This is a genomic window from Variovorax sp. PBS-H4, assembly GCF_901827205.1.
Classification (GTDB): Bacteria; Pseudomonadota; Gammaproteobacteria; order Burkholderiales; family Burkholderiaceae_C; genus Variovorax.
In genome coordinates, this window is sequence record NZ_LR594675.1 from 4,649,159 (window position 1) to 4,665,584 (window position 16,426).

General features: G+C 67.4%; 28 protein-coding genes and 1 pseudogene. 12 read left to right on the plus strand and 17 right to left on the minus strand.

Annotated features, from left to right (window positions below; all coding sequences use genetic code 11):
- Positions 1-8 precede the first annotated feature (8 nt).
- The 17 genes from E5CHR_RS22085 to E5CHR_RS22165 all read right to left on the minus strand — a co-directional run bounded on the left by E5CHR_RS22085 (position 9) and on the right by E5CHR_RS22165 (position 8,679).
- Positions 9-365 carry a phage protein NinX family protein gene (locus E5CHR_RS22085; protein ID WP_162581828.1) on the minus strand — a complete coding sequence of 119 codons (357 nt, stop codon included), beginning with the start codon at positions 363-365 and terminating at the stop codon, positions 9-11.
- Complete coding sequence (locus E5CHR_RS22090; RefSeq protein ID WP_162581829.1) at positions 362-838, minus strand: Ref family recombination enhancement nuclease; 477 nt, start codon at positions 836-838, stop codon at positions 362-364. Before E5CHR_RS22090 ends, E5CHR_RS22085 begins: the two co-directional genes overlap by 4 nt.
- The gene (locus tag E5CHR_RS22095; RefSeq protein ID WP_162581830.1) at positions 838-1,323 is read right to left on the minus strand and encodes a recombination protein NinB; all 486 of its coding nucleotides are present in this window, start codon (positions 1,321-1,323) and stop codon (positions 838-840) included. The genes E5CHR_RS22090 and E5CHR_RS22095 overlap by 1 nt, the downstream gene beginning before the upstream one ends.
- Complete coding sequence (locus E5CHR_RS22100) at positions 1,320-1,805, minus strand: hypothetical protein (RefSeq protein WP_162581831.1); 486 nt, start codon at positions 1,803-1,805, stop codon at positions 1,320-1,322. Before E5CHR_RS22100 ends, E5CHR_RS22095 begins: the two co-directional genes overlap by 4 nt.
- A gap of 103 nt (positions 1,806-1,908) precedes the next feature.
- Complete coding sequence (locus E5CHR_RS22105; protein WP_162581832.1) at positions 1,909-2,268, minus strand: hypothetical protein; 360 nt, start codon at positions 2,266-2,268, stop codon at positions 1,909-1,911.
- On the minus strand, positions 2,265-2,570 hold the full coding sequence (locus tag E5CHR_RS22110) for a hypothetical protein (RefSeq protein ID WP_162581833.1): 306 nt from the start codon (positions 2,568-2,570) through the stop codon (positions 2,265-2,267). The genes E5CHR_RS22105 and E5CHR_RS22110 overlap by 4 nt, the downstream gene beginning before the upstream one ends.
- Entirely contained in the window at positions 2,567-3,106 is a 540-nt protein-coding gene (locus E5CHR_RS22115) for a hypothetical protein (protein WP_162581834.1), read from the minus strand. Before E5CHR_RS22115 ends, E5CHR_RS22110 begins: the two co-directional genes overlap by 4 nt.
- Positions 3,103-3,579 (minus strand): hypothetical protein, encoded by a 477-nt coding sequence (locus E5CHR_RS22120; protein ID WP_162581835.1) that lies wholly within the window; start codon positions 3,577-3,579, stop codon positions 3,103-3,105. The genes E5CHR_RS22115 and E5CHR_RS22120 overlap by 4 nt, the downstream gene beginning before the upstream one ends.
- A 217-nt stretch (positions 3,580-3,796) precedes the next feature.
- The gene (locus tag E5CHR_RS22125) at positions 3,797-4,006 is read right to left on the minus strand and encodes a hypothetical protein (protein WP_162581836.1); all 210 of its coding nucleotides are present in this window, start codon (positions 4,004-4,006) and stop codon (positions 3,797-3,799) included.
- A complete protein-coding gene (locus E5CHR_RS22130) occupies positions 4,003-4,956 on the minus strand; it encodes a YdaU family protein (protein ID WP_162581837.1) in 954 nt (317 codons plus the stop codon). Before E5CHR_RS22130 ends, E5CHR_RS22125 begins: the two co-directional genes overlap by 4 nt.
- A 12-nt stretch (positions 4,957-4,968) precedes the next feature.
- Positions 4,969-6,045: a DNA cytosine methyltransferase gene (locus tag E5CHR_RS22135; RefSeq protein WP_162583838.1), complete on the minus strand. Its 1,077-nt coding sequence runs from the start codon at positions 6,043-6,045 to the stop codon at positions 4,969-4,971.
- A gap of 41 nt (positions 6,046-6,086) precedes the next feature.
- A complete protein-coding gene (locus E5CHR_RS22140; RefSeq protein WP_162581838.1) occupies positions 6,087-6,413 on the minus strand; it encodes a hypothetical protein in 327 nt (108 codons plus the stop codon).
- A 2-nt stretch (positions 6,414-6,415) separates the two neighbouring features.
- Positions 6,416-7,633 (minus strand): DNA-methyltransferase, encoded by a 1,218-nt coding sequence (locus E5CHR_RS22145; RefSeq protein ID WP_162581839.1) that lies wholly within the window; start codon positions 7,631-7,633, stop codon positions 6,416-6,418.
- On the minus strand, positions 7,630-7,887 hold the full coding sequence (locus tag E5CHR_RS22150; RefSeq protein WP_162581840.1) for a hypothetical protein: 258 nt from the start codon (positions 7,885-7,887) through the stop codon (positions 7,630-7,632). Before E5CHR_RS22150 ends, E5CHR_RS22145 begins: the two co-directional genes overlap by 4 nt.
- Complete coding sequence (locus tag E5CHR_RS22155; protein WP_162581841.1) at positions 7,884-8,189, minus strand: hypothetical protein; 306 nt, start codon at positions 8,187-8,189, stop codon at positions 7,884-7,886. Before E5CHR_RS22155 ends, E5CHR_RS22150 begins: the two co-directional genes overlap by 4 nt.
- Before the next feature lie 34 nt (positions 8,190-8,223).
- Positions 8,224-8,412, minus strand: coding sequence for a hypothetical protein (locus E5CHR_RS22160; protein ID WP_162581842.1), 189 nt, complete (start codon positions 8,410-8,412; stop codon positions 8,224-8,226).
- Positions 8,413-8,679: a transcriptional regulator gene (locus tag E5CHR_RS22165; protein WP_162581843.1), complete on the minus strand. Its 267-nt coding sequence runs from the start codon at positions 8,677-8,679 to the stop codon at positions 8,413-8,415.
- A 247-nt stretch (positions 8,680-8,926) separates the two neighbouring features.
- On the opposite strand from E5CHR_RS22165, the gene E5CHR_RS22170 reads away from it, so the two are divergent.
- The 12 genes and pseudogenes from E5CHR_RS22170 to E5CHR_RS31865 form a co-directional block, all read left to right on the plus strand.
- Positions 8,927-9,502 carry a S24 family peptidase gene (locus tag E5CHR_RS22170; protein ID WP_162581844.1) on the plus strand — a complete coding sequence of 192 codons (576 nt, stop codon included), beginning with the start codon at positions 8,927-8,929 and terminating at the stop codon, positions 9,500-9,502.
- A 366-nt stretch (positions 9,503-9,868) separates the two neighbouring features.
- Complete coding sequence (locus tag E5CHR_RS22175; protein WP_162581845.1) at positions 9,869-10,072, plus strand: hypothetical protein; 204 nt, start codon at positions 9,869-9,871, stop codon at positions 10,070-10,072.
- Positions 10,069-10,305 carry a hypothetical protein gene (locus tag E5CHR_RS22180; RefSeq protein WP_162581846.1) on the plus strand — a complete coding sequence of 79 codons (237 nt, stop codon included), beginning with the start codon at positions 10,069-10,071 and terminating at the stop codon, positions 10,303-10,305. The genes E5CHR_RS22175 and E5CHR_RS22180 overlap by 4 nt, the downstream gene beginning before the upstream one ends.
- Positions 10,302-10,709 carry a hypothetical protein gene (locus tag E5CHR_RS22185; protein ID WP_162581847.1) on the plus strand — a complete coding sequence of 136 codons (408 nt, stop codon included), beginning with the start codon at positions 10,302-10,304 and terminating at the stop codon, positions 10,707-10,709. Before E5CHR_RS22180 ends, E5CHR_RS22185 begins: the two co-directional genes overlap by 4 nt.
- Entirely contained in the window at positions 10,709-12,136 is a 1,428-nt protein-coding gene (locus tag E5CHR_RS22190; protein WP_162581848.1) for a hypothetical protein, read from the plus strand. The genes E5CHR_RS22185 and E5CHR_RS22190 overlap by 1 nt, the downstream gene beginning before the upstream one ends.
- A 29-nt stretch (positions 12,137-12,165) precedes the next feature.
- Entirely contained in the window at positions 12,166-13,434 is a 1,269-nt protein-coding gene (locus E5CHR_RS22195) for a RecT family recombinase (protein WP_162581849.1), read from the plus strand.
- Between the two features lie 26 nt (positions 13,435-13,460).
- Positions 13,461-14,264 carry a lambda exonuclease family protein gene (locus tag E5CHR_RS22200; RefSeq protein WP_162581850.1) on the plus strand — a complete coding sequence of 268 codons (804 nt, stop codon included), beginning with the start codon at positions 13,461-13,463 and terminating at the stop codon, positions 14,262-14,264.
- A 34-nt stretch (positions 14,265-14,298) separates the two neighbouring features.
- On the plus strand, positions 14,299-14,730 hold the full coding sequence (locus tag E5CHR_RS22205) for a hypothetical protein (protein WP_162581851.1): 432 nt from the start codon (positions 14,299-14,301) through the stop codon (positions 14,728-14,730).
- Positions 14,731-14,790: 60 nt separating this feature from the next.
- Positions 14,791-15,138, plus strand: a complete 348-nt coding sequence (locus E5CHR_RS22210) for a hypothetical protein (protein WP_162581852.1) — start codon at positions 14,791-14,793, stop codon at positions 15,136-15,138.
- A 2-nt stretch (positions 15,139-15,140) separates the two neighbouring features.
- Complete coding sequence (locus tag E5CHR_RS22215) at positions 15,141-15,962, plus strand: DUF2303 family protein (RefSeq protein WP_162581853.1); 822 nt, start codon at positions 15,141-15,143, stop codon at positions 15,960-15,962.
- 2 nt (positions 15,963-15,964) lie between these two features.
- On the plus strand, positions 15,965-16,165 hold the full coding sequence (locus E5CHR_RS22220) for a hypothetical protein (protein WP_162581854.1): 201 nt from the start codon (positions 15,965-15,967) through the stop codon (positions 16,163-16,165).
- A pseudogene (locus E5CHR_RS31865) lies at positions 16,162-16,350 on the plus strand (DnaJ domain-containing protein); the annotation flags it as partial. The gene E5CHR_RS22220 and the pseudogene E5CHR_RS31865, both read left to right, overlap by 4 nt.
- Positions 16,351-16,426 lie beyond the last annotated feature (76 nt).

Sequence of the window (16,426 nt, forward strand, 5' to 3'; positions counted from 1 at the left end):
CAAACATATTATGTGCCTCCGCTACGCACTTCGGAAGGGCTCGGCGGCAGGTCCGGCACATCGGGGCCGAACCTCATCAGCAGGTAGGCGCGCATCGCGGCGATCGTGTGGCTGTCGCCCCGGCCCACCCACACCCCATCGCGGTCGTAGTCGATCACAGCCGTCCGTCCGTTGTCCTCGAATTCGATGCCCAGGCGTCCGATGATCGGCCCGGCCACGTGCCACTGCTCCGCGTCGAAGGGCATGAAGTCGTCCTTGCAGCGGATCCAGCCGCGGCCCTCGCGGTCGAAGCGCTCCGGCTCCCTTCCCTCGGCCTTGGCAACCCAGTAGGAGAGATACAGCCCGGTCAGTTCGGTGGTCTTCATCGCGCATTCCAATTCAAAGCGGCCCGTAGCCGCTCCAGCAGCTCGAGCTCGGTCCCGTACTTTGCCTCAAACCGGGCCTTGTACGGGTGCCTGCTGATGGCCCCCTTCTCCTGCCCGCCCTGGTGGTGTCCGGGGTCGCACAGCGGGAGCGTGAACAGGTGCCCTATCCGACGGCCACCGCGCAGGATGTGGTGCACCGCGGGCGGCGTGATGCCCAGGTTGTCGATGCGACAGGCGATGCAGCCGTAGGCCACGATCGCGTCCATCCATGCGCGTTCCTCCGCATTCGGGGCTCCCTTCCCAGGCTTCGCCTTCTCGTCCTTGGGCTGGGCAAGCACCGGGTCGTTGGCCGGCTGGGCGTAGCGCACCGGGCGCGCGAGCGGCTGGGCCGCGGGCTTGATGCGCTCCGGCCGCGCCTCGCGCTCGGGTTGCGCGCGCAGCCAGGCCGTGCGCTTCATGGGCGTGCGGCGCATCAGTGCTGCGGCCGATCGCCCCAGGCCTTCGGCGTCGACCAGCGCACGTCCTTCTCGGCGCCGAAGGCATACAGCCACTCGATGAAGGCGCTGCCGAGCTTGAGCGAGAAGCGGCGGGTCTGCTCGCCGACGGCCACGAAGCCCGGGTTGTTCAGCGCGGGGATCAGCTCGAGGTTGTCCCCGAACTTGTGCCAGTCTTCGAGCAGGTCCGCGTCGTCCTTGGTGTCGTGCTTGAAGGCGTTCACCAGCAGGCGCTTCCACGAGCCCGCGGGCAGCATGCGGCCGTCGTAGATCGACACCTGGCGGGCGATGTCCCCGATCATGGCGTGGTACTTCTCTTCCTGCAGACGGGTCTTCGTGTCGCGGCGGCGCTTGATGGACAGCTCCACCTTGCCGCCGTCTTGTGTCTCGTCGATCACCGATGGCAGCAGCGCGCGCACCACGGCCTTGTACTGGCCGGGGTCGGTGATGGTGAAGGTTCTCACGCGCTGATGCTCTTGAGCAGGGCCTGGAGTTGGCGCAGCTTCTCGCCGTCCTTGCCCGCGGCTTTCACGCGGTCTTCCACGTCGAGCGCGATCGCCTCGGCCTCGTCGGCGGCGCGGCGCAGCAGCGCGCCCAGGTTCGCCAGGCGCGAGAGGGTGTCGTCGGCCGTGGCCGGCTGCACCGGTGCGGGCGTGGCGATCGGGCGGATGGTGGCGGGCATGTCGAGCTCCTGGGTGGTGGTGATGGGTTGGCGGGCGAGCACGCGGATGAAGTTGCCGCGGGTGGGCTCCTTCACCGCGCCGCGCTCGCAAAGGGTGTTGAGGCAGCCGTCGATGACATCCCGGCTCGCGCTGGAGCCGAGGCGGCGCAGTTCAACGGCGATCTGGTCCTTGGACCACGGGCTTTGCATGGGCACTGCCTCGAGCACCTTCTTTGCCATTCCGTTGAGCCCGCTCTCGATGCGGGCCAGCTTGTTCGCGTTCATGAGGTTTCCTGGGTTATCGACTCCGGCCATGCGCAGTCCTTCGCGGACGCCTCTCCCGAAAGCTGCGCGGCGCCGTTGCTCCTGTTCGGTGAGTCCCATGGGGCTACGGCTGTGCCGTCTCCGTCAGGTGGATTTCCACTGCCCACTCACCCTTCTTGCCCGGCCGCTGGCCGTAGTCCCAGGTGATGGTCTTGCCGTCGGCGTCGTCGCGGCCGAGCCATGTGGCGATCTGGTCACGCACGGCCTTGAGGCTGCCCTGCAGGTTGTCCTTGTCGAGTCCCTTGCTGCTGGGCGATACACGCACCATCAGCGCGTACACCGACCCCGCGGGCGTCGGCTTGCCGTTGAGCAGCCACTGCACAGCAGCGCGCTCGGACTTCACGCGCCGGTGCCGGGCCATGGCTTGCTCGCGGTCGTTGAGGCCGTTGCCGGTCTTGAGGGGGACGGAAATGTGCAGGGTCATAGGGTGTCGTGGAAAAAGCGATGCTTGGGAAAGGCGCGAGGCCCACGGGCGAGCTTTGGCAGGCGCGATGCGGGCTCGATGAATGGGGCCGGGTAGCTGATGCGAGCCTTGGTGAGCTCGGCGTCGAGTTGCGCCAGCAGGTCGGCGAACAGCCCGGGGTCTTCGCGGGCCATCTGGTCGGCGCGCCAGCGCGCGTAGCCGGCATCCAGGCGCGCCATGCGCAGCAGATGCGCCGCGGTGGCCACCCGATGCGCAACCGGGTCGGGCGCGGGCGCACAGGGGATGAGAGCACCGCCGGTCACAGCGTTCCCATCAGCCCAGCGAAGGGCGAGGCCAGCTCGCGCCAGGACTCATTGCGCAAGATCCGGGCGACAAGCGATCGGTCCACGCCGAACTCGGCGCCCAGCGTGTCGATCGTGTCCGTGGCGCGGCGCGCGCGCATTTCCCGCACCTTGGCGATGTCCAGCTTTGCGAACGGACGCGCCGCCTTGGCGCAGGCGGCAGACTTGCGGGCCCGGACAGCGAGCGAGGCATTCCCGAGCACTGCCGCGGCCGACTTGTCGGTGAGGGCCAGATGCTCGATGTGGAGGCAGTTGACCTTCTCGCACGTCACCGTCACGAGCTCGTGCGGCTCCAGCGGCCGGTCGTGGTGCGCCTCCCACATCAGCCGGCGCGCGCTGGTGTCGTAGAGCTTCGGCGCGCCGTTGGCGTTGGTGCCGCCCTGCCACAGGAGGCAGTCGCCGCACTCGATCGAGCCGGCGAACAGTTTCAGCAGCGCCAGGAAGTGGTCCGCGTCGGTGGGATTGCCGTCGGCGTCGGGGAAGAACACGCGCCTCATGCCGACACCGCCTCAATCAGCGGCTCGAAGTCGCTCCACCGCACGGCGCCGCGCTCGAGCAGGCAATGCAGCTCGAAGGCGGATTCCGTCACGCTGTCGAAGTCGAGCTCGGCGAGCAGCCGCTCGCAGGCCAGCAGGCCGGAAACGATGGACGCGCGGCTGGCCTCGGTGATGACTTCCTCGCCGGCCTGGTCGTACACCGCATTGGCGGCGCCGCGCAGGATGCGTATCTCGGGCAGGCTGGGGTCCAGGCCATCGGCCACTGCGGCGCCCAGCACCACGAAGAACATGCGCCCGGCCTTGTTGACCATTTCCCCACTGTCGGAGCCGGTCAAGGCGTGGATCTGCGCAGACGTGAACGTGGAGCGCACTTCGACGGCGATCGCCTCGCGAATCTCGCGGTCGACCTTTGCCGCCACGGCGCGCTCGATGAGGCTCGGGCCTCGAGGGGTGCGGCGGCGCTTCACAGCCATGACTGCGGCCCCCTGCGGCGCTTGGACGGGCCGGCGCGGTAGACCCGCGTTCCGCCGATGTTCGCGAACGTGACGAGCTTGGCTTCGAGGGCTTGGTGGGCAACGTGCCTGAATCCTTCCCACCCCCAACCGCAGCAGAGAACCGCTTCGGTGTGGCGCATTGGGCCGTGCTCGAGCAGCTTTGCCAGAGCGACGGGTCGCGGTAGAAGTTGAGTGGTCATGCTTTGGGCGCCTCGTCGTTGGCCGCGGGGAAGACAGCCGACCACGCTGCGAAGTGGCCGGCCAGGATGCGTGCGTGCTCGGCAGCCTCGGCGAGCACCGATTCGGGGGCACCAGCGAGCGGCCCGCGGCCGATGCGCGCAGCGCCGATGGCGTAGGAGAACTTTTGCGAACGCAGCAGGTTCGAGGCAAGGACGGCCATGGTCATGCTGGCTCTCCCGCGAGGGCTTCGACGGCGCGGCGCACGCGCGCCGTGTAGGCCTGAAACGTCTCGCGACTCGCGCTCAGGTCATTCGCGTTCCACATGCCCAGGCCGAGCTCGATGCCCTTGGCCTCGATGCTCGATCGGCTGTCGTCCCAGGGCTTCACGGGCATGCCGGCACCCGAGGCGATCACGGCCGCCTCGCCGAGCTGGCGCTTCACGATGCCCAACAGGTAGGCGAAGCCCTTCGGCGGCTTCGCTTCGGCGCAGATTTCGGCCGCGGCCTCGAAGGTTTCGACCGGAACGCCCTTGTCGATCAGCGCCAGCAGTTCGGGGTTGGACGGGTTGATGCCCGATGCCACGCCCTTCGCCTTGATGGCGCGGCAGATGGCTCCCGCTTTCGTCGGCTCTGCCGATCCACCCCCACCAGATCCGGCGCCGGGATCTTGGGTGGTGGTGTCTACTTGGGTATAGGTACCGGTACCGGTACCGGTTCCGGTGTCGGATTCGGGGTGGAGTCCCGCACTTGTCCCGCGGGACAAATCAGGGACATCGCCGAGACTATCGCGGAGTCCTTCGGTCTGCTTCGCACGGGCGCGCGCCTTCCGGTCGGCTTCACTGCGTCGTCGCGTCATCATTTCCGTGACGCGCAGGGTCAGCGTGTCGTGGTAGAGCCGGCCGTCGTCGGCCGGCCACCAGCCGCGCATGAGCTTCGCGCGTACCTTGGCGAAGGCTTTCAGCGGCATACCGATCTTGGCGGCGATGAGCTCGTCGTCGGCGGGCAGCGAGCCGCACGGCTCCTGGCGCCACGCGGTCATCCAGAGCATCAGCAGCCACGGCCGCAGCTCGGCGGGCGCCAGCGCCCAGGTGTCGGACTGCTCAATCTTTTCGTGGTCCAGCTCGAAGCGCCAGCCCTTTGCCCGCGTGTCTGACGGATAGGGCACGGGTTTACTCATCGGGGAATTCCTTCAAGTTGCGCGGGCTCGCCGCACAAGCTCAACAAAAGCGACTGCTGCACACGTCGCCACGACGCCGTTGCCAACGCACTTGAGGCGTGGGGCTCGGCTATCGGCCATGTCAAAGGCCATCCCATCAGCCAGGCCGCAAAAATCGGGTTCAAGCGCAGGTGCAACCTCGGGCCAGCGCTCGAGGATTGAGGGCCAGCGAGGATCTGCTGGGCCTGGGGCGAATGCGCCACGAAGTTCGGTAGCTGCTCGCCCTTCCCCTCCCCGCCCCGGTCCTCGAGGCTCTTGCTGTTGGGCGTGCGGTAGTCGCGTGAGGCCGGCGTAGGCCACTCGGAGCGGACGCGGCTGGTCAACGTATGGCCCCTCGTGCCACGCTCGATCGCGCCCCACCCGCCCGACATTTCGCTGTCCTGCGCCGTCGGCGTGGGCCAGTGCTCGGCTGCGGTCTGGAGCACCGACGTGCCCGCACCAGACATCGAGCGCAAGCGGCGCTCGGCGATCGCCTCCGGCGACTCGGTACCGCGCTTGCCCGCCCCAGCGTCCGGCGTCGGCCACCGCGCGCCATGCGAAGCAGAACCATCGTTCGCGGCCGTGCGAGGCGCCCACGTCGGACGCGGAAAGAGTGAGCCATTCCGCGTGCCACCCGCGGTCGGCCAGTTCTCCCACGACGCGGGCAGCGGCGCGTTCGTAAACATCACCCTCGGCTTCGTCCACAGCGGAGGCGGTGGCAGTAGCGATGCCTGCGACGTTCTCCAGAAAGAGGCACCACGCACCGCAAGCGTCGGCAATGTCGAGGATGCGGAAGAAGAGCCCGCTGCGCTCGCCGTCGAGCCCAGCACGGCGCCCTGCAACTGAGAGGTCTTGGCAGGGGAACCCAGCAGCGATGCAATCCACTGCGCCGCGCCACGCTCGAGCGTCGAAGGTGAGCATGTCGGACCAGACAGGAGCCGGGTCCAGCGATCCTTCTTCGATGCGCGCCGCCAAGACTGCGGCGGCGTGAGCTTCCCGCTCAACGTAGCAGACTGTGCAAGCCTCGAGGCCCAGGTATCCGAGCCCAGCTCGCAGTCCTTCTCCAAGCATGCCCACTCCGGCGAACAGCTCGAGGGTGCGTAAAGCCACATTCACGCATCCCCCTGGATGTTGGCCGGCTCGTTGACGACCCACACCACGGCCTCATCGCCACCGCCGGTCAGGCGCGTGCGCCCGCTGTCGACGATCAGGCGATCCGTGCAGAGCTCCACGCGCCGAGGCCGCTGGGTGTTGGCGCCCATGGGGATGCCGCGCTGCATTTCCTCGTCGGTGGCACCGGCGCGGCCGCAACGCTTGAGGTACGCCAGCACCAGTGCACGCTTCGTCGGCGCCTTGGGCACGAAGGCCTCTGCTGCCTTGCGGCTGGTGCGCGAGTGCCGCTGGTGCGGCGGGTTGTGGTCAAGGGTGAGCTGCTGCATGGTCACGCTGCCTCCAGAAAGAGTGACGGCTGCGGGGGGATGCGATCGGCCTGGAGCGGCGCATTGGCGCGGTTGAGGTCGATGCCGATGAAGTGCCGGCCCAGCCGGCGTGCGACGAGCCCAGTGGTGCCGGACCCAAAGAAGGGATCGAAGACGATGGCGCCCACCGGCGAGCCGGCCAGCACGCAGGGCTCAATCAGCTTCTGTGGGTAGGTGGCGAAGTGCGCGCCCTTGTAGCTCTCGGTTGGCACGGTCCACACGCTGCGCTTGTTGCGGCTGTCGACGCGCACGGCCATGGCCGCATCGAAGCTGGCGTTGCTCTTGCCGCCCGTCTCGCGATCGGCGAGCTTGCGCACGCGCCCGCGCTGCCGAGCCTCCGCATCAGTGCCGTGGCCGAAGCCAACGCCGCGGTGCTGGCTGTAGCGGCCCTCCGTCTCGTTGTGCATGCGATCGGTGCCCGTTGCCCAGCCCGACGGCACCAAAGCCTTCATCGGGCGATCGCTGCGCGCTCCACCGTTGGCACGCATGCTGCCAATCTGCGCCTCCACGTGCTGAGCCAGGCGCGCATGCGTGTTGGGACTCACGGGCTCGCGGATGGCCTCGCTGTCGAAGTAGTAGCGGGGGCGCTTGGTCAGCAGGAAGATGAACTCGTGCGCCTTGGTGCACCGATCCTTCGCGCTCTCGGGCATCGGGTTGGGCTTGTGCCAAACGATGTCCTGGCGCAGGTACCACCCAGCGTCCTGCAGGGCGAAGGCGAGGCGCCAGGGCTGGCCCACCATGTCCTTCGGCTTGAAGCCGGGCATGCGCATGTCGCTGCGTGGGATCGGGTGGTTGTCGCGACGGCGCGAGGCGGTGTAGGCCGCGGCTTCGGCGCTCTTGCTGGTGCTCTTGCCGGTGATGTAGGCGCTCTGCTTCGCCTTCGGGTCGCGGCTGCCGGCGTAGCTGTCGCCCATGTTCAGAAAGAGCGTGCCGTCGTGGCGCAGGATCTGGTGGCACAGGTCGAAGACCTCCACCATGTTCGCCAGGAACTCGGGCAGCGTCGGCTCGCTGCCGAGCTCGAGCGCCTTGTCCGGGTGGTCGGCCGGCAGGTAGCTTCGGAGCCCCCAATATGGAGGCGAAGTCACGATGGTCTGCACCTTCACGCCGTCGGCGATCATCTGCCGCAGCACCGCGCGCACGTCACCGAACTGGCACGTGTCCAGATAGTCGGCGGGCTTCATCCCTTGACCTTCTTGCCGTGGTTCACGAGGAATCGCAGCGTCAGCACGTACTCGCCCGGGGCCATCTCGCCGTTGGCGTTCACGTTGCGCACCACAACCTCGGGGTTGTGCTGGCCGACGATGCGGCGCAGCTCCACCACTTGGCCGGAGGGCAGCCTCCACCACTGGTAGAGGGCAAGCTGCGGTCGCGGGCCCGGCGCGGGCTGGTCGACCGCGATGGCGCGCGCCGCGCCGATGGGCCGCGGCTCGCTCATTCCTCGGCGTCCCAAATCAGGTGGGGCGCCTTGTCCATGATCCGCGCGTGGCTGCGGGTCAGGAACTCATAGGTCGCGGGGTCGACGCACTTGTGGTCGGCCGGGACCACCTTCTGCCCGAGCTGCGCGAGCAGGGCCGCGAAGTTGTCAAGGTGCTCGTTGAGCAGCCGGTTGACGGTTGCCTCGCTCACGCCCATCGCAGTGCCGATTGCCTTCTGGCTTTCAGCTCCTTGCACCGCCTGACGGATGTGCGTCCCGATCTTTCTAGCCCTTTCAGGCGTGGTCAAAGAGTATTCCGGCATGAGAACTTTCGTTTCCAACAATGAAGAGGGGGGGCTAGCTGGCGGCGGCGACCAGCCGCAGCTCGAGAGCGCGCCGGGCGTAGGCGCGGGAGAACTGGGCGCGGCGCGGCGTGCCCCGGGGAAATGGATTCGCGTCTTTGATGCGCTCCCCGCGTTCAGCCGCGAAGCGCCCCAGGTCGGCGACCTCGGGCAGGGGAAGCGTCTTGATGGGCCTGATGTGCATTCAGGCCGCTTTCAGGGCGTCGGGGATGGGCGGCGCGTTGCGCCAGCGGGCGATTTCGGGCCAGAACTCGTGCCAGTCGCCCGGCCGGGTGTCCCAGCGCATCACAGCGCGGTTGCTGGCTTTCTCGATCTTCAACGCCCAGTGGATGGGCACCGGGCGCTTCTCGTTGGCCCAGTCGAAGAGGTCAGGGCCGTGGCACCCGATCACGGCAGCGAAGCGCGTGTAGGAGCCGTGCCCGCCAAGGTCCAAGTAGCTTTTGAGTCTCATGTGCGGGCCGATTGTAGCTTAAGGCTACATAGTACAACAACGACAAAGCTAATAGGCCATGGTTAGCACGGCTCGCATACTTCCGTCTGTGAAATTAATAGACGAAATACGACGGGAGAACCTTGAATTGCTACAGCGAGAAGCTGGCTCCCTCAAGGCACTCTCCGAGCTCCTGCAACGGGATGAGTCCCAGGTGTCGCAATGGCGCCTGGGGGCCAAAAATTCAGGGACGGGGAAGCCACGCGGCATGCGCGCGGACACAGCCCGCTACATCGAGGAACGGGCGAACAAGCCACCTGGCTGGCTCGATCAGGACCACAGCGGCCAGGGGCTGTTAATACGATTGGCTGACGGGCGCGAGTCGCCGGCGAGGGCATGGGAGCACCCGGCCCAACTGCCGGAGGTCTATACCGTGTTTATTCCACGATTCGACGTAGGACAGGCGCCCGATGGTCAGGTGACAATCAAACTCGTGACGACAGAACCTCAAGCCTTCGACGCCGCATTCATCAAAGCGGACCAACTCCAGCCGACCAAGCTGGGCTATATCGAGAAGTCCGACGACAGCATGCACCCGACGATCGAGCGCGGGGACAAGTGCGTGGTTGATATCTCGCAGACACAAATCGTGGACGGCAGGACGTTCGCGGTCTACTACGACGGGGCGTGTCGATTGCGGCGATTGTTCCGGCTGCCCGGAGGTGGGCTGCGCATCGAAGCAGACAACCCGCGCCACGCTCCCATCACAGTGCCCCCCGAAATGGCGAGCTCTATCACCGTCCTCGGCCGTGTCGTGCTGCGCACCGGCCGCGGCGGTCTGTAAGTATCGAAAGCGTGACTTTTTAGTTAGAAACGCACACAACTAGTCACTTCCTGTCAACAACCTCTAACCCGCTTCGGCGGGTATTTTTTTGTCTAAAGCTAAACAGATGTAGCTTTAGTGATTGAAAGCTCAGTAGCTTTAGGCTACATTTCTCCAGCCGGCATGTCGCCTGGCAGGAGAAACAAGCTTGAAAAGCGCCCCAATCCCTCCCTCCCCCCCGTCCGCGGAAGCCGAAGGCTCTATTGCCGAGTCTGAGCTTTTGGCTCATGACCGCGCTTATGTTGAGGCTCTGAACTCCGGCGAACTGTTCCGCCGCGAAGCCGCCAGCGCCCTCGCCCTTGACCACCAACACGGGATCGGTGTCCTGTGAGCGCGCAGCACACGCTGGAGCCGAAGCCGCACATGGTCATGCGGCACGGTTGCTGGAATCTTTTCGCCAGCCGGAAGGACGCCAGCTACTGGCCTTTCCCCGAGCTTGAGACGCGCACCGTGGGCGCGATGTCCGATGCCGTTGCGCGCCGGGAGCAGTTCCGCGCGGTCATCGCCAAGACCACCGGGAGCGCCGCGTGAAGGGCGCCCTCGAAGCGATGGCGGCGCAGTTCGTCAACGTCTGCCTCTCAATCCTCGCGATCGTCGTCTGGATGGGCCTCTGCGCCTACTTGGACGCGAAGCCTTCCGAAACCGACGCCGCCCAGGCGTCCGCCCTCACCACCCTCGATGCCATCGACGACGCGCGTGTCCGCGCGCGCGTGGAGCGCGTCGAGCGCGTCCATTTCGCCACCACCACCGAGAGCCAACCATGACCGCACAGTCCAAAGACGATTCCCTGACCCTGCAGCCCATTGATGCTGTCGTGCCGCGCGTGCGGCACTTCGACGGCCGATTCACCTTCGTGCGCAACGACCGCGACGCCGCCAACGAGGCGCGCATCGCGCGCCACAACTACATCGAGCGCGACAACGACGGTCGCAGCGACTGGAACGTGGGAATGTTCCTGAGCTCCCTCTGCGTGTTCCTCCCGCTGCTGGCGCTGATCGCCTGCCTCGTGTTCCTGGCGGGCGTCCACGTCGGGGTGCCGCTCGTGCGCGTGCTGGTCGACGAGCCCACCGCCCGCGGCTACGCCCTGGTGTCGCTGCTCGTGCTGGTCCTGAGCCTGGGACTTGCCCTGCGCCTTCGTCGCCTCGCTCCGACCCCGGGGGTGCTGTGATGACCACGCTCCCGCTGACCGAATTTGACGACGGCGAAGTGGTCTACGACTCCACCGCCGCGCGCGCGGCTGCGCCAGCCGCAAACGATCCGCCGTTCGACGTGGACCCGCCACCTTCCGCAGACGCCCAGCCGGCAGCCGAGCAGGGGGAAGGCAAGCCCAACGCGACCGCCCTGGCGCTCGTGGAGGTCAACAAGAACATTGCCGAGTTCGATGCCGTTGAGGCCGGGCTGCAGAAGCTCGAGAAGGACTGGAAGGGCGTCATCTTCGGTGACATCCAAACGCCCAAGGGCCTGCGGGCGGCGAAAGCCGCGCGCGCGTCGATCCGCGAGCCGCGCTACGCCGTGCAGAAGGCCGTCGACAACGCCAAGGGTCCGCTGAACACCCTGAAGGCAGCGATCGCCCAGCGCGGCGAGGAAATCATCGAGCGCATTGCCGCGGTCGAAGATCCGATTGACGCCCAGGTGAAGGCCGAAGAGAAGCGCTTGCAGGAAGAAAGGCAGCGGCTCGAGCGCGAGGCTGCCGAGCGCACCAAGGCGATCAACGAGGCGCTGCTGGACATCACCAGCCGCACCGAGGCCTGCATTGAGCAGCCGGCATCCTTCATCACCGAAACGATCCAGTGGCTGGACAACACGGAGTTGACCGAAGAGGACTTCGGGGACCGGCTCGCCGAGGCGAAGACCGCATGGCAGACCACGCGCGACCGTCTGGTGCGCATGCAAGCCGCGGCCGAAGCCGCCGAGCTGGCTGCCGCGAACGCGAAGATCCTGGCCGACCAGTTGAAAGCCCAGCAGGACGAGCTCGAGCGCCGCACCGCCGCCCTGGCGAAGCGCGAGGCCATCGCCAACCGCATCGACGGGCTGCGCGCGCTGCCGCTCAGGCACGTGGAGAGCACCGCGGCCGTGCTGCGCCAAGTCATCGAAGCCCTGAACCATCTGCAGGCCGAGGACTTCGACGACCGAATCAGCGAGGCCTACGGCATCACCGCCCAGGTGCTGCCGGAGCTCCAAGACCTGCTCACCGCCGCGGAGGAAGAGGAAGCCGAGCCCGAGCCGCAGTGGGTGACTCCCATCAGCACCGAGCCCAGCAGCCTCGAGGCCGTGCTGGACGAAGACGAGGCCGAACAGTTCGCGCCTGCTCCCGCCGCCCCCATGGAAGTGGCTGCCCCGGCGCCCGTGCCCGCGCCCGCGCCTGCCCCTGCACCCGCCATCGCTCCGCGCTCCTTCGGCGGCTACAGCTCCACGCGCCCGTCGGCCGCACCGCGCCGCGAGCACCGCCCGACGGACAGCCAGCTCATCGAAGTGCTGTCGCTGCACTACCGGGTGCACGAAAGCAAGGTCATCGAGTGGCTGCTCGCCGTAGACCTCGATGCCGCCAGCAAGCGCCTCGCCGCCGCCGAAGCCGGCGACCCCCTGCCGTTCTGACCCGCAACCAATCACAGGAGAACAGAAGAATGACTACTGCAACCGCAGAGCGCGTGAGCCTGGACTCGATCCTCAATCCCGCGCCCTCCTTCCCCGCGCCGGCCGTGCGCACCAACAGCGGCATTTCCCTGGTCGACGAGCGCGGCATGGAAGCGCTGCTGCGCGTGGCCGAGCTCATGGCATCCGGCCGCGCCACCGTGCCCCGGCACCTGCAAGGCAACAAAGCCGACTGCCTCGCCATCTGCATGCAGGCGCAGCGCTGGGGCATGGACCCCTTCGTGGTCGCGAAGAAGACGTACGTGGTCGACGGCAACCTGAGCTATGAGGCGCAGCTCATCGCGGCCGTCGTCAACACCAGCAGCCTGTTGCAGGGGCGCCTGAGCTACCGCTACTTCGGCCCGTGGGAAAACATCCTGGGCAAGTTCAAGCAGGTCGAGAGCCGTACGAAGAAGGACGACAACGGCTACCCGAAGAAGTACATGGTGCCGGACTGGAATCTGGAGCACGAGCGCGGCCTCGGCGTGGTCGTCTCCGGCCTGCTGCGCGGCGAGTCGGAGCCGCGCGAGAAGGAGGTTCTGATGACCCAAGCCCGCACGCGCAATTCGACGCTGTGGGCCGAAGATCCGAAGCAGCAGATTGCCTACCTCGGAACCAATCGCTGGGCGCGCATCCACACCCCCGAGCTGGTGCTGGGCGTCTACACGCCGGACGAGCTTTCCTCGTCGGCGAGCGTGTTCATGGGCTCGGCCGAGGTCGTGGAGAAGGCCGGTCCCAGCGAGGAACTGCTGATCGCCGCGCGCGCCGCGGCCGACAAGGGCCGCGATGCCTTCGCCGCCTACTGGAAGGGCTTGCTGCCGGTGGCGCGCCGCGCGCTTGAAAGCGAGGTCGACGACCTCTCGAAGCGCTGCACCGAGGCTGACAAGCACCGCACCGTCGACAACCCCGCCGAGCAGCCGGCAGCCGCGGCGCCCGCGGCCGCAGCAGCGCCGGCCACCGCCGCGCCGGCTGCCGCCGCACCCGCCGCCGCCGAGGCCCAGCCGACGAAGCCCACCGGACGCACCCGCCCACCAGCACCAGCACCGAAGCCCACCGCGGCGCCGCCCGCGCCCAGCCAGGCCGAGGCCTCCAACGGTGCCCCGGTCTTCACGGCCGCCGTGGTCGAGCAGCGCCTGAACGACGCGCCGGATCTGGACGCGCTCTACATCGCCGCCGACCTCATCAACCACGTGCAGGACGCAGACAAGGCGCCCGCACTGGAAACCCTCTTCGAGAAGCGCAAGGCCGCGCTCGAAGGCTGACCCCCCACCAACTACAGGAGAACACCATGGCATCCCGTGTCATCAAGTGCGAACAGGGCTCGGAGGAGTGGCACAAGGCCCGCGCCGGCGTCATCACCGCCAGCAACTTCAAGATTGCGCGCCAGCGCGTCAACGGGCTCGATGAGCGCCAGCGCAAGTACGTCGTCGCCATCCTGGCGGGCACGTCCGAGCTCGAAGCCCGCGCGATCGCCGGCTACAAGGCCGCGCCGACCTCGGAGACGGTGAAGCGCGCCCTGGACGGCGAGAAGGTAGGCGAGCTGTCCGAAGCCGCAAAGAACTACGCCTTCCGCATTGCCTTCGAGCGCATCAGCGGCGAGCCCATGGACGAGGGCTACGAAACGTGGCAAATGTCCCGCGGCCACGAGCTCGAGCCCGAAGCGCGCAGCGAGCACCAGATCCTCGAGGGCGTCATCGTGGAGCGCGCCGGCTTCGTCGTCACCGAAGACAACGTGTTCGGCGCCAGCGCCGACGGCCTGATCGGCGCCAAGGGTGGCAGCGAATACAAGTGCTTCGTGTCGCCGGTCAGCCTGCGCCCGGTCCTGCTGCTGAACAACATCGAAGAGGTCCGCGACCAAGTGCAGGGATGCATGTGGGTGACGGGCCGCGAATGGTGGCACCTGGGCTTCTTCTGCCCCGCCCTGCGCGCCATCGACTACCCGCTGCACCTGCTGCGCCTCCAGCGCGACGACGACTACATCGAGGCCATGGAAGCCGACCTCATGGAGTTCAAGGCCGAGGTCGATGCCCAAGAGCGCGCGCTGCGCGCCCTCCCCGCCGCCAACCTGCCGCACTTCGCTCGTGCGGCCTGACCCTTTCCCAACCCAGCCCCAAGAAGGAGCACCCGTGTCCAAAGACCCTCTCTCCCGCCTGCTCGCCAGCGTGGTCGTGTCCGCCGTGATGGATATGCCCGACAACCCGAAATTCGAGCCGTGCGACCGGCCTGACTGCGGCTTTTGCAGCCTCATGCGCGCCAAGCGCGCTGCCGCCACCGCGGCGCGCCAGGCCGCGCAGGACGCCAAGCCCGAGGCCGCTCCGTCGCAAGCCGAGCTCGAGCGCGCGGACCTCGCTCGCGGCGCCGAGGCGCTCGTGAACCTACGTGAGGGTGAGCCCGGCCCGATGGGCGACATCAAGCGCGCGGCGGCCGCGCTGGTGCTGGAAATCAAGAAGGTGCGCGAGCGCAGCCCCGTGGGCGGTCACGCCTGGATCAAGACGGACGTGGCGCTCGAGCACGCCCTCGCGGCCAGCAACTGGGCGGTGCGCGCCGTCGCCCCCTGAGAACAAAAACCGGAAGCCCTTTCGCTGTCACACATCCCAACAAACCAAGGAAACCATGAAGTGAAGTCCTTTTCTCTTTTCATCAACGAGCTCAACGACGGCAGCACCCACGCGGCGCTGACCGCCGACCTGAAAGAGCTCCTGCAAACGGTGCAGTCCACCGGCCGCAGCGGCGTGCTGACCTTGAAGGTCAAGGTGGCACCCGCCGTGAAGGGCACCCAAGGCGACATCGACAAGGTGACGATCACCGCCGATCGATCGCTGACCCTGCCGAAGCCCGAGCAGCCGACGGACTTCTTCTGGCTGACCGAAGACGGTGAAACGTCCCGCCAGCACCCCAAGCAGCACAGCCTCGAGCTGCGCGCCGCCCCCGCCCAGGAATCCCCCACGCAATTTAAGACCGCCTAACCATGACCGAAGCAATCAACAGCGCCACCGCGCAACACATCGCCTCCCTCGCCACCGCAGGCTTGAAGCCCGTGAAGGTCGAGAAGACCCACCATGTCATCGTCCCGGAGCGCTTCACGCGCGTGGACCTGACCGCCGATGTCGAGAAGGCCGAAGCGGCGCCCTACCGCAAGAAGGGCACCGTGGTGCTCGGCGACGTGGCGAGCTTCCTGGCCTTCGCCGCCGACCAAGACAGCGTGAAAACCGGCTACATCTACGCCGACGTGGACTCGCGCACGCTGGTGGCCATCTTCAACGACAGCAAGGCCGGGCCCGGCTGGCGCGACCACCGCGCCACGTTCAAGGCCGAGCTCACGCCCGAAGCCCGGCGCTGGCTCGAGCACGACGGCGCCGCCAAGGCGTTCACGCAAACGGAGTTCGCCGAGTTCATCGAGGACAACTTCGCCGACCTCCAGGGCGACGATGCGCAGAACCTGCTCACGGTGGCGACCACCATCGCGGCCACGAGTGGCATCAACTTCTCGAGCGCCAAGCGCCTGCAGGACGGTCAGACGCAGCTCGTCTACAACGAGGTCATCGACGCCGCGGCCGGCCAGAACGGAGAGCTCAAGATCCCGAAGACCTTCACCCTGGGCCTGCGCCTGTTCAAGAACGGTGACGGCTACGCACTGACCGCGCGCCTCAAGTACCGCCTGCACAGCGGCAATGTGAAGTTCTGGTACGAGCTGGACCGCCCCGAGCGCGCCGTGGAAGACGCCTTCAAGGGCTACGTGGCCGAGGTGTCCGCGAAGAGCGGATACACGGTCCTGACCGGCAAGGCCTAACCGTGGCCCGCAGCAGCGCCGAAGAAAACCGCAAGCCCGCGCGGCGGCTGGCGCTGCTGCGCCGCCGCGCCGAGCACCTCGAGCAGCGCATCAAGGCCGATCCGAGCCGCCCGGCCGACCACGACAAGGCGGAAGTCGCCGCCCTGCGCTGGGCGATCGCCGACCTCGAGCAGAAATACCAACCGAAAGGACTGGGCGCATGACCCACTACGAGACACTCGGCGTCGAGCCGACGGCCAGCGAGGACGACATCCGCACGGCCTACCGCAAGCTCGCGCGCAAGTACCACCCCGACGTGAGCCAGGAGCCCGACCGGGAAGAGCGCATGCGCGCGATCAACGAAGCCAAGGATGTCCTGCTGGACCCCGAGGCCCGCAAGCGCTACGACGAAACCGGCAGCGCCGAGGACGGCCAAGCGAAGATGAAAGCCGAGGCCAGGGGCATGCTGGTGCGGTTTTTCAGCT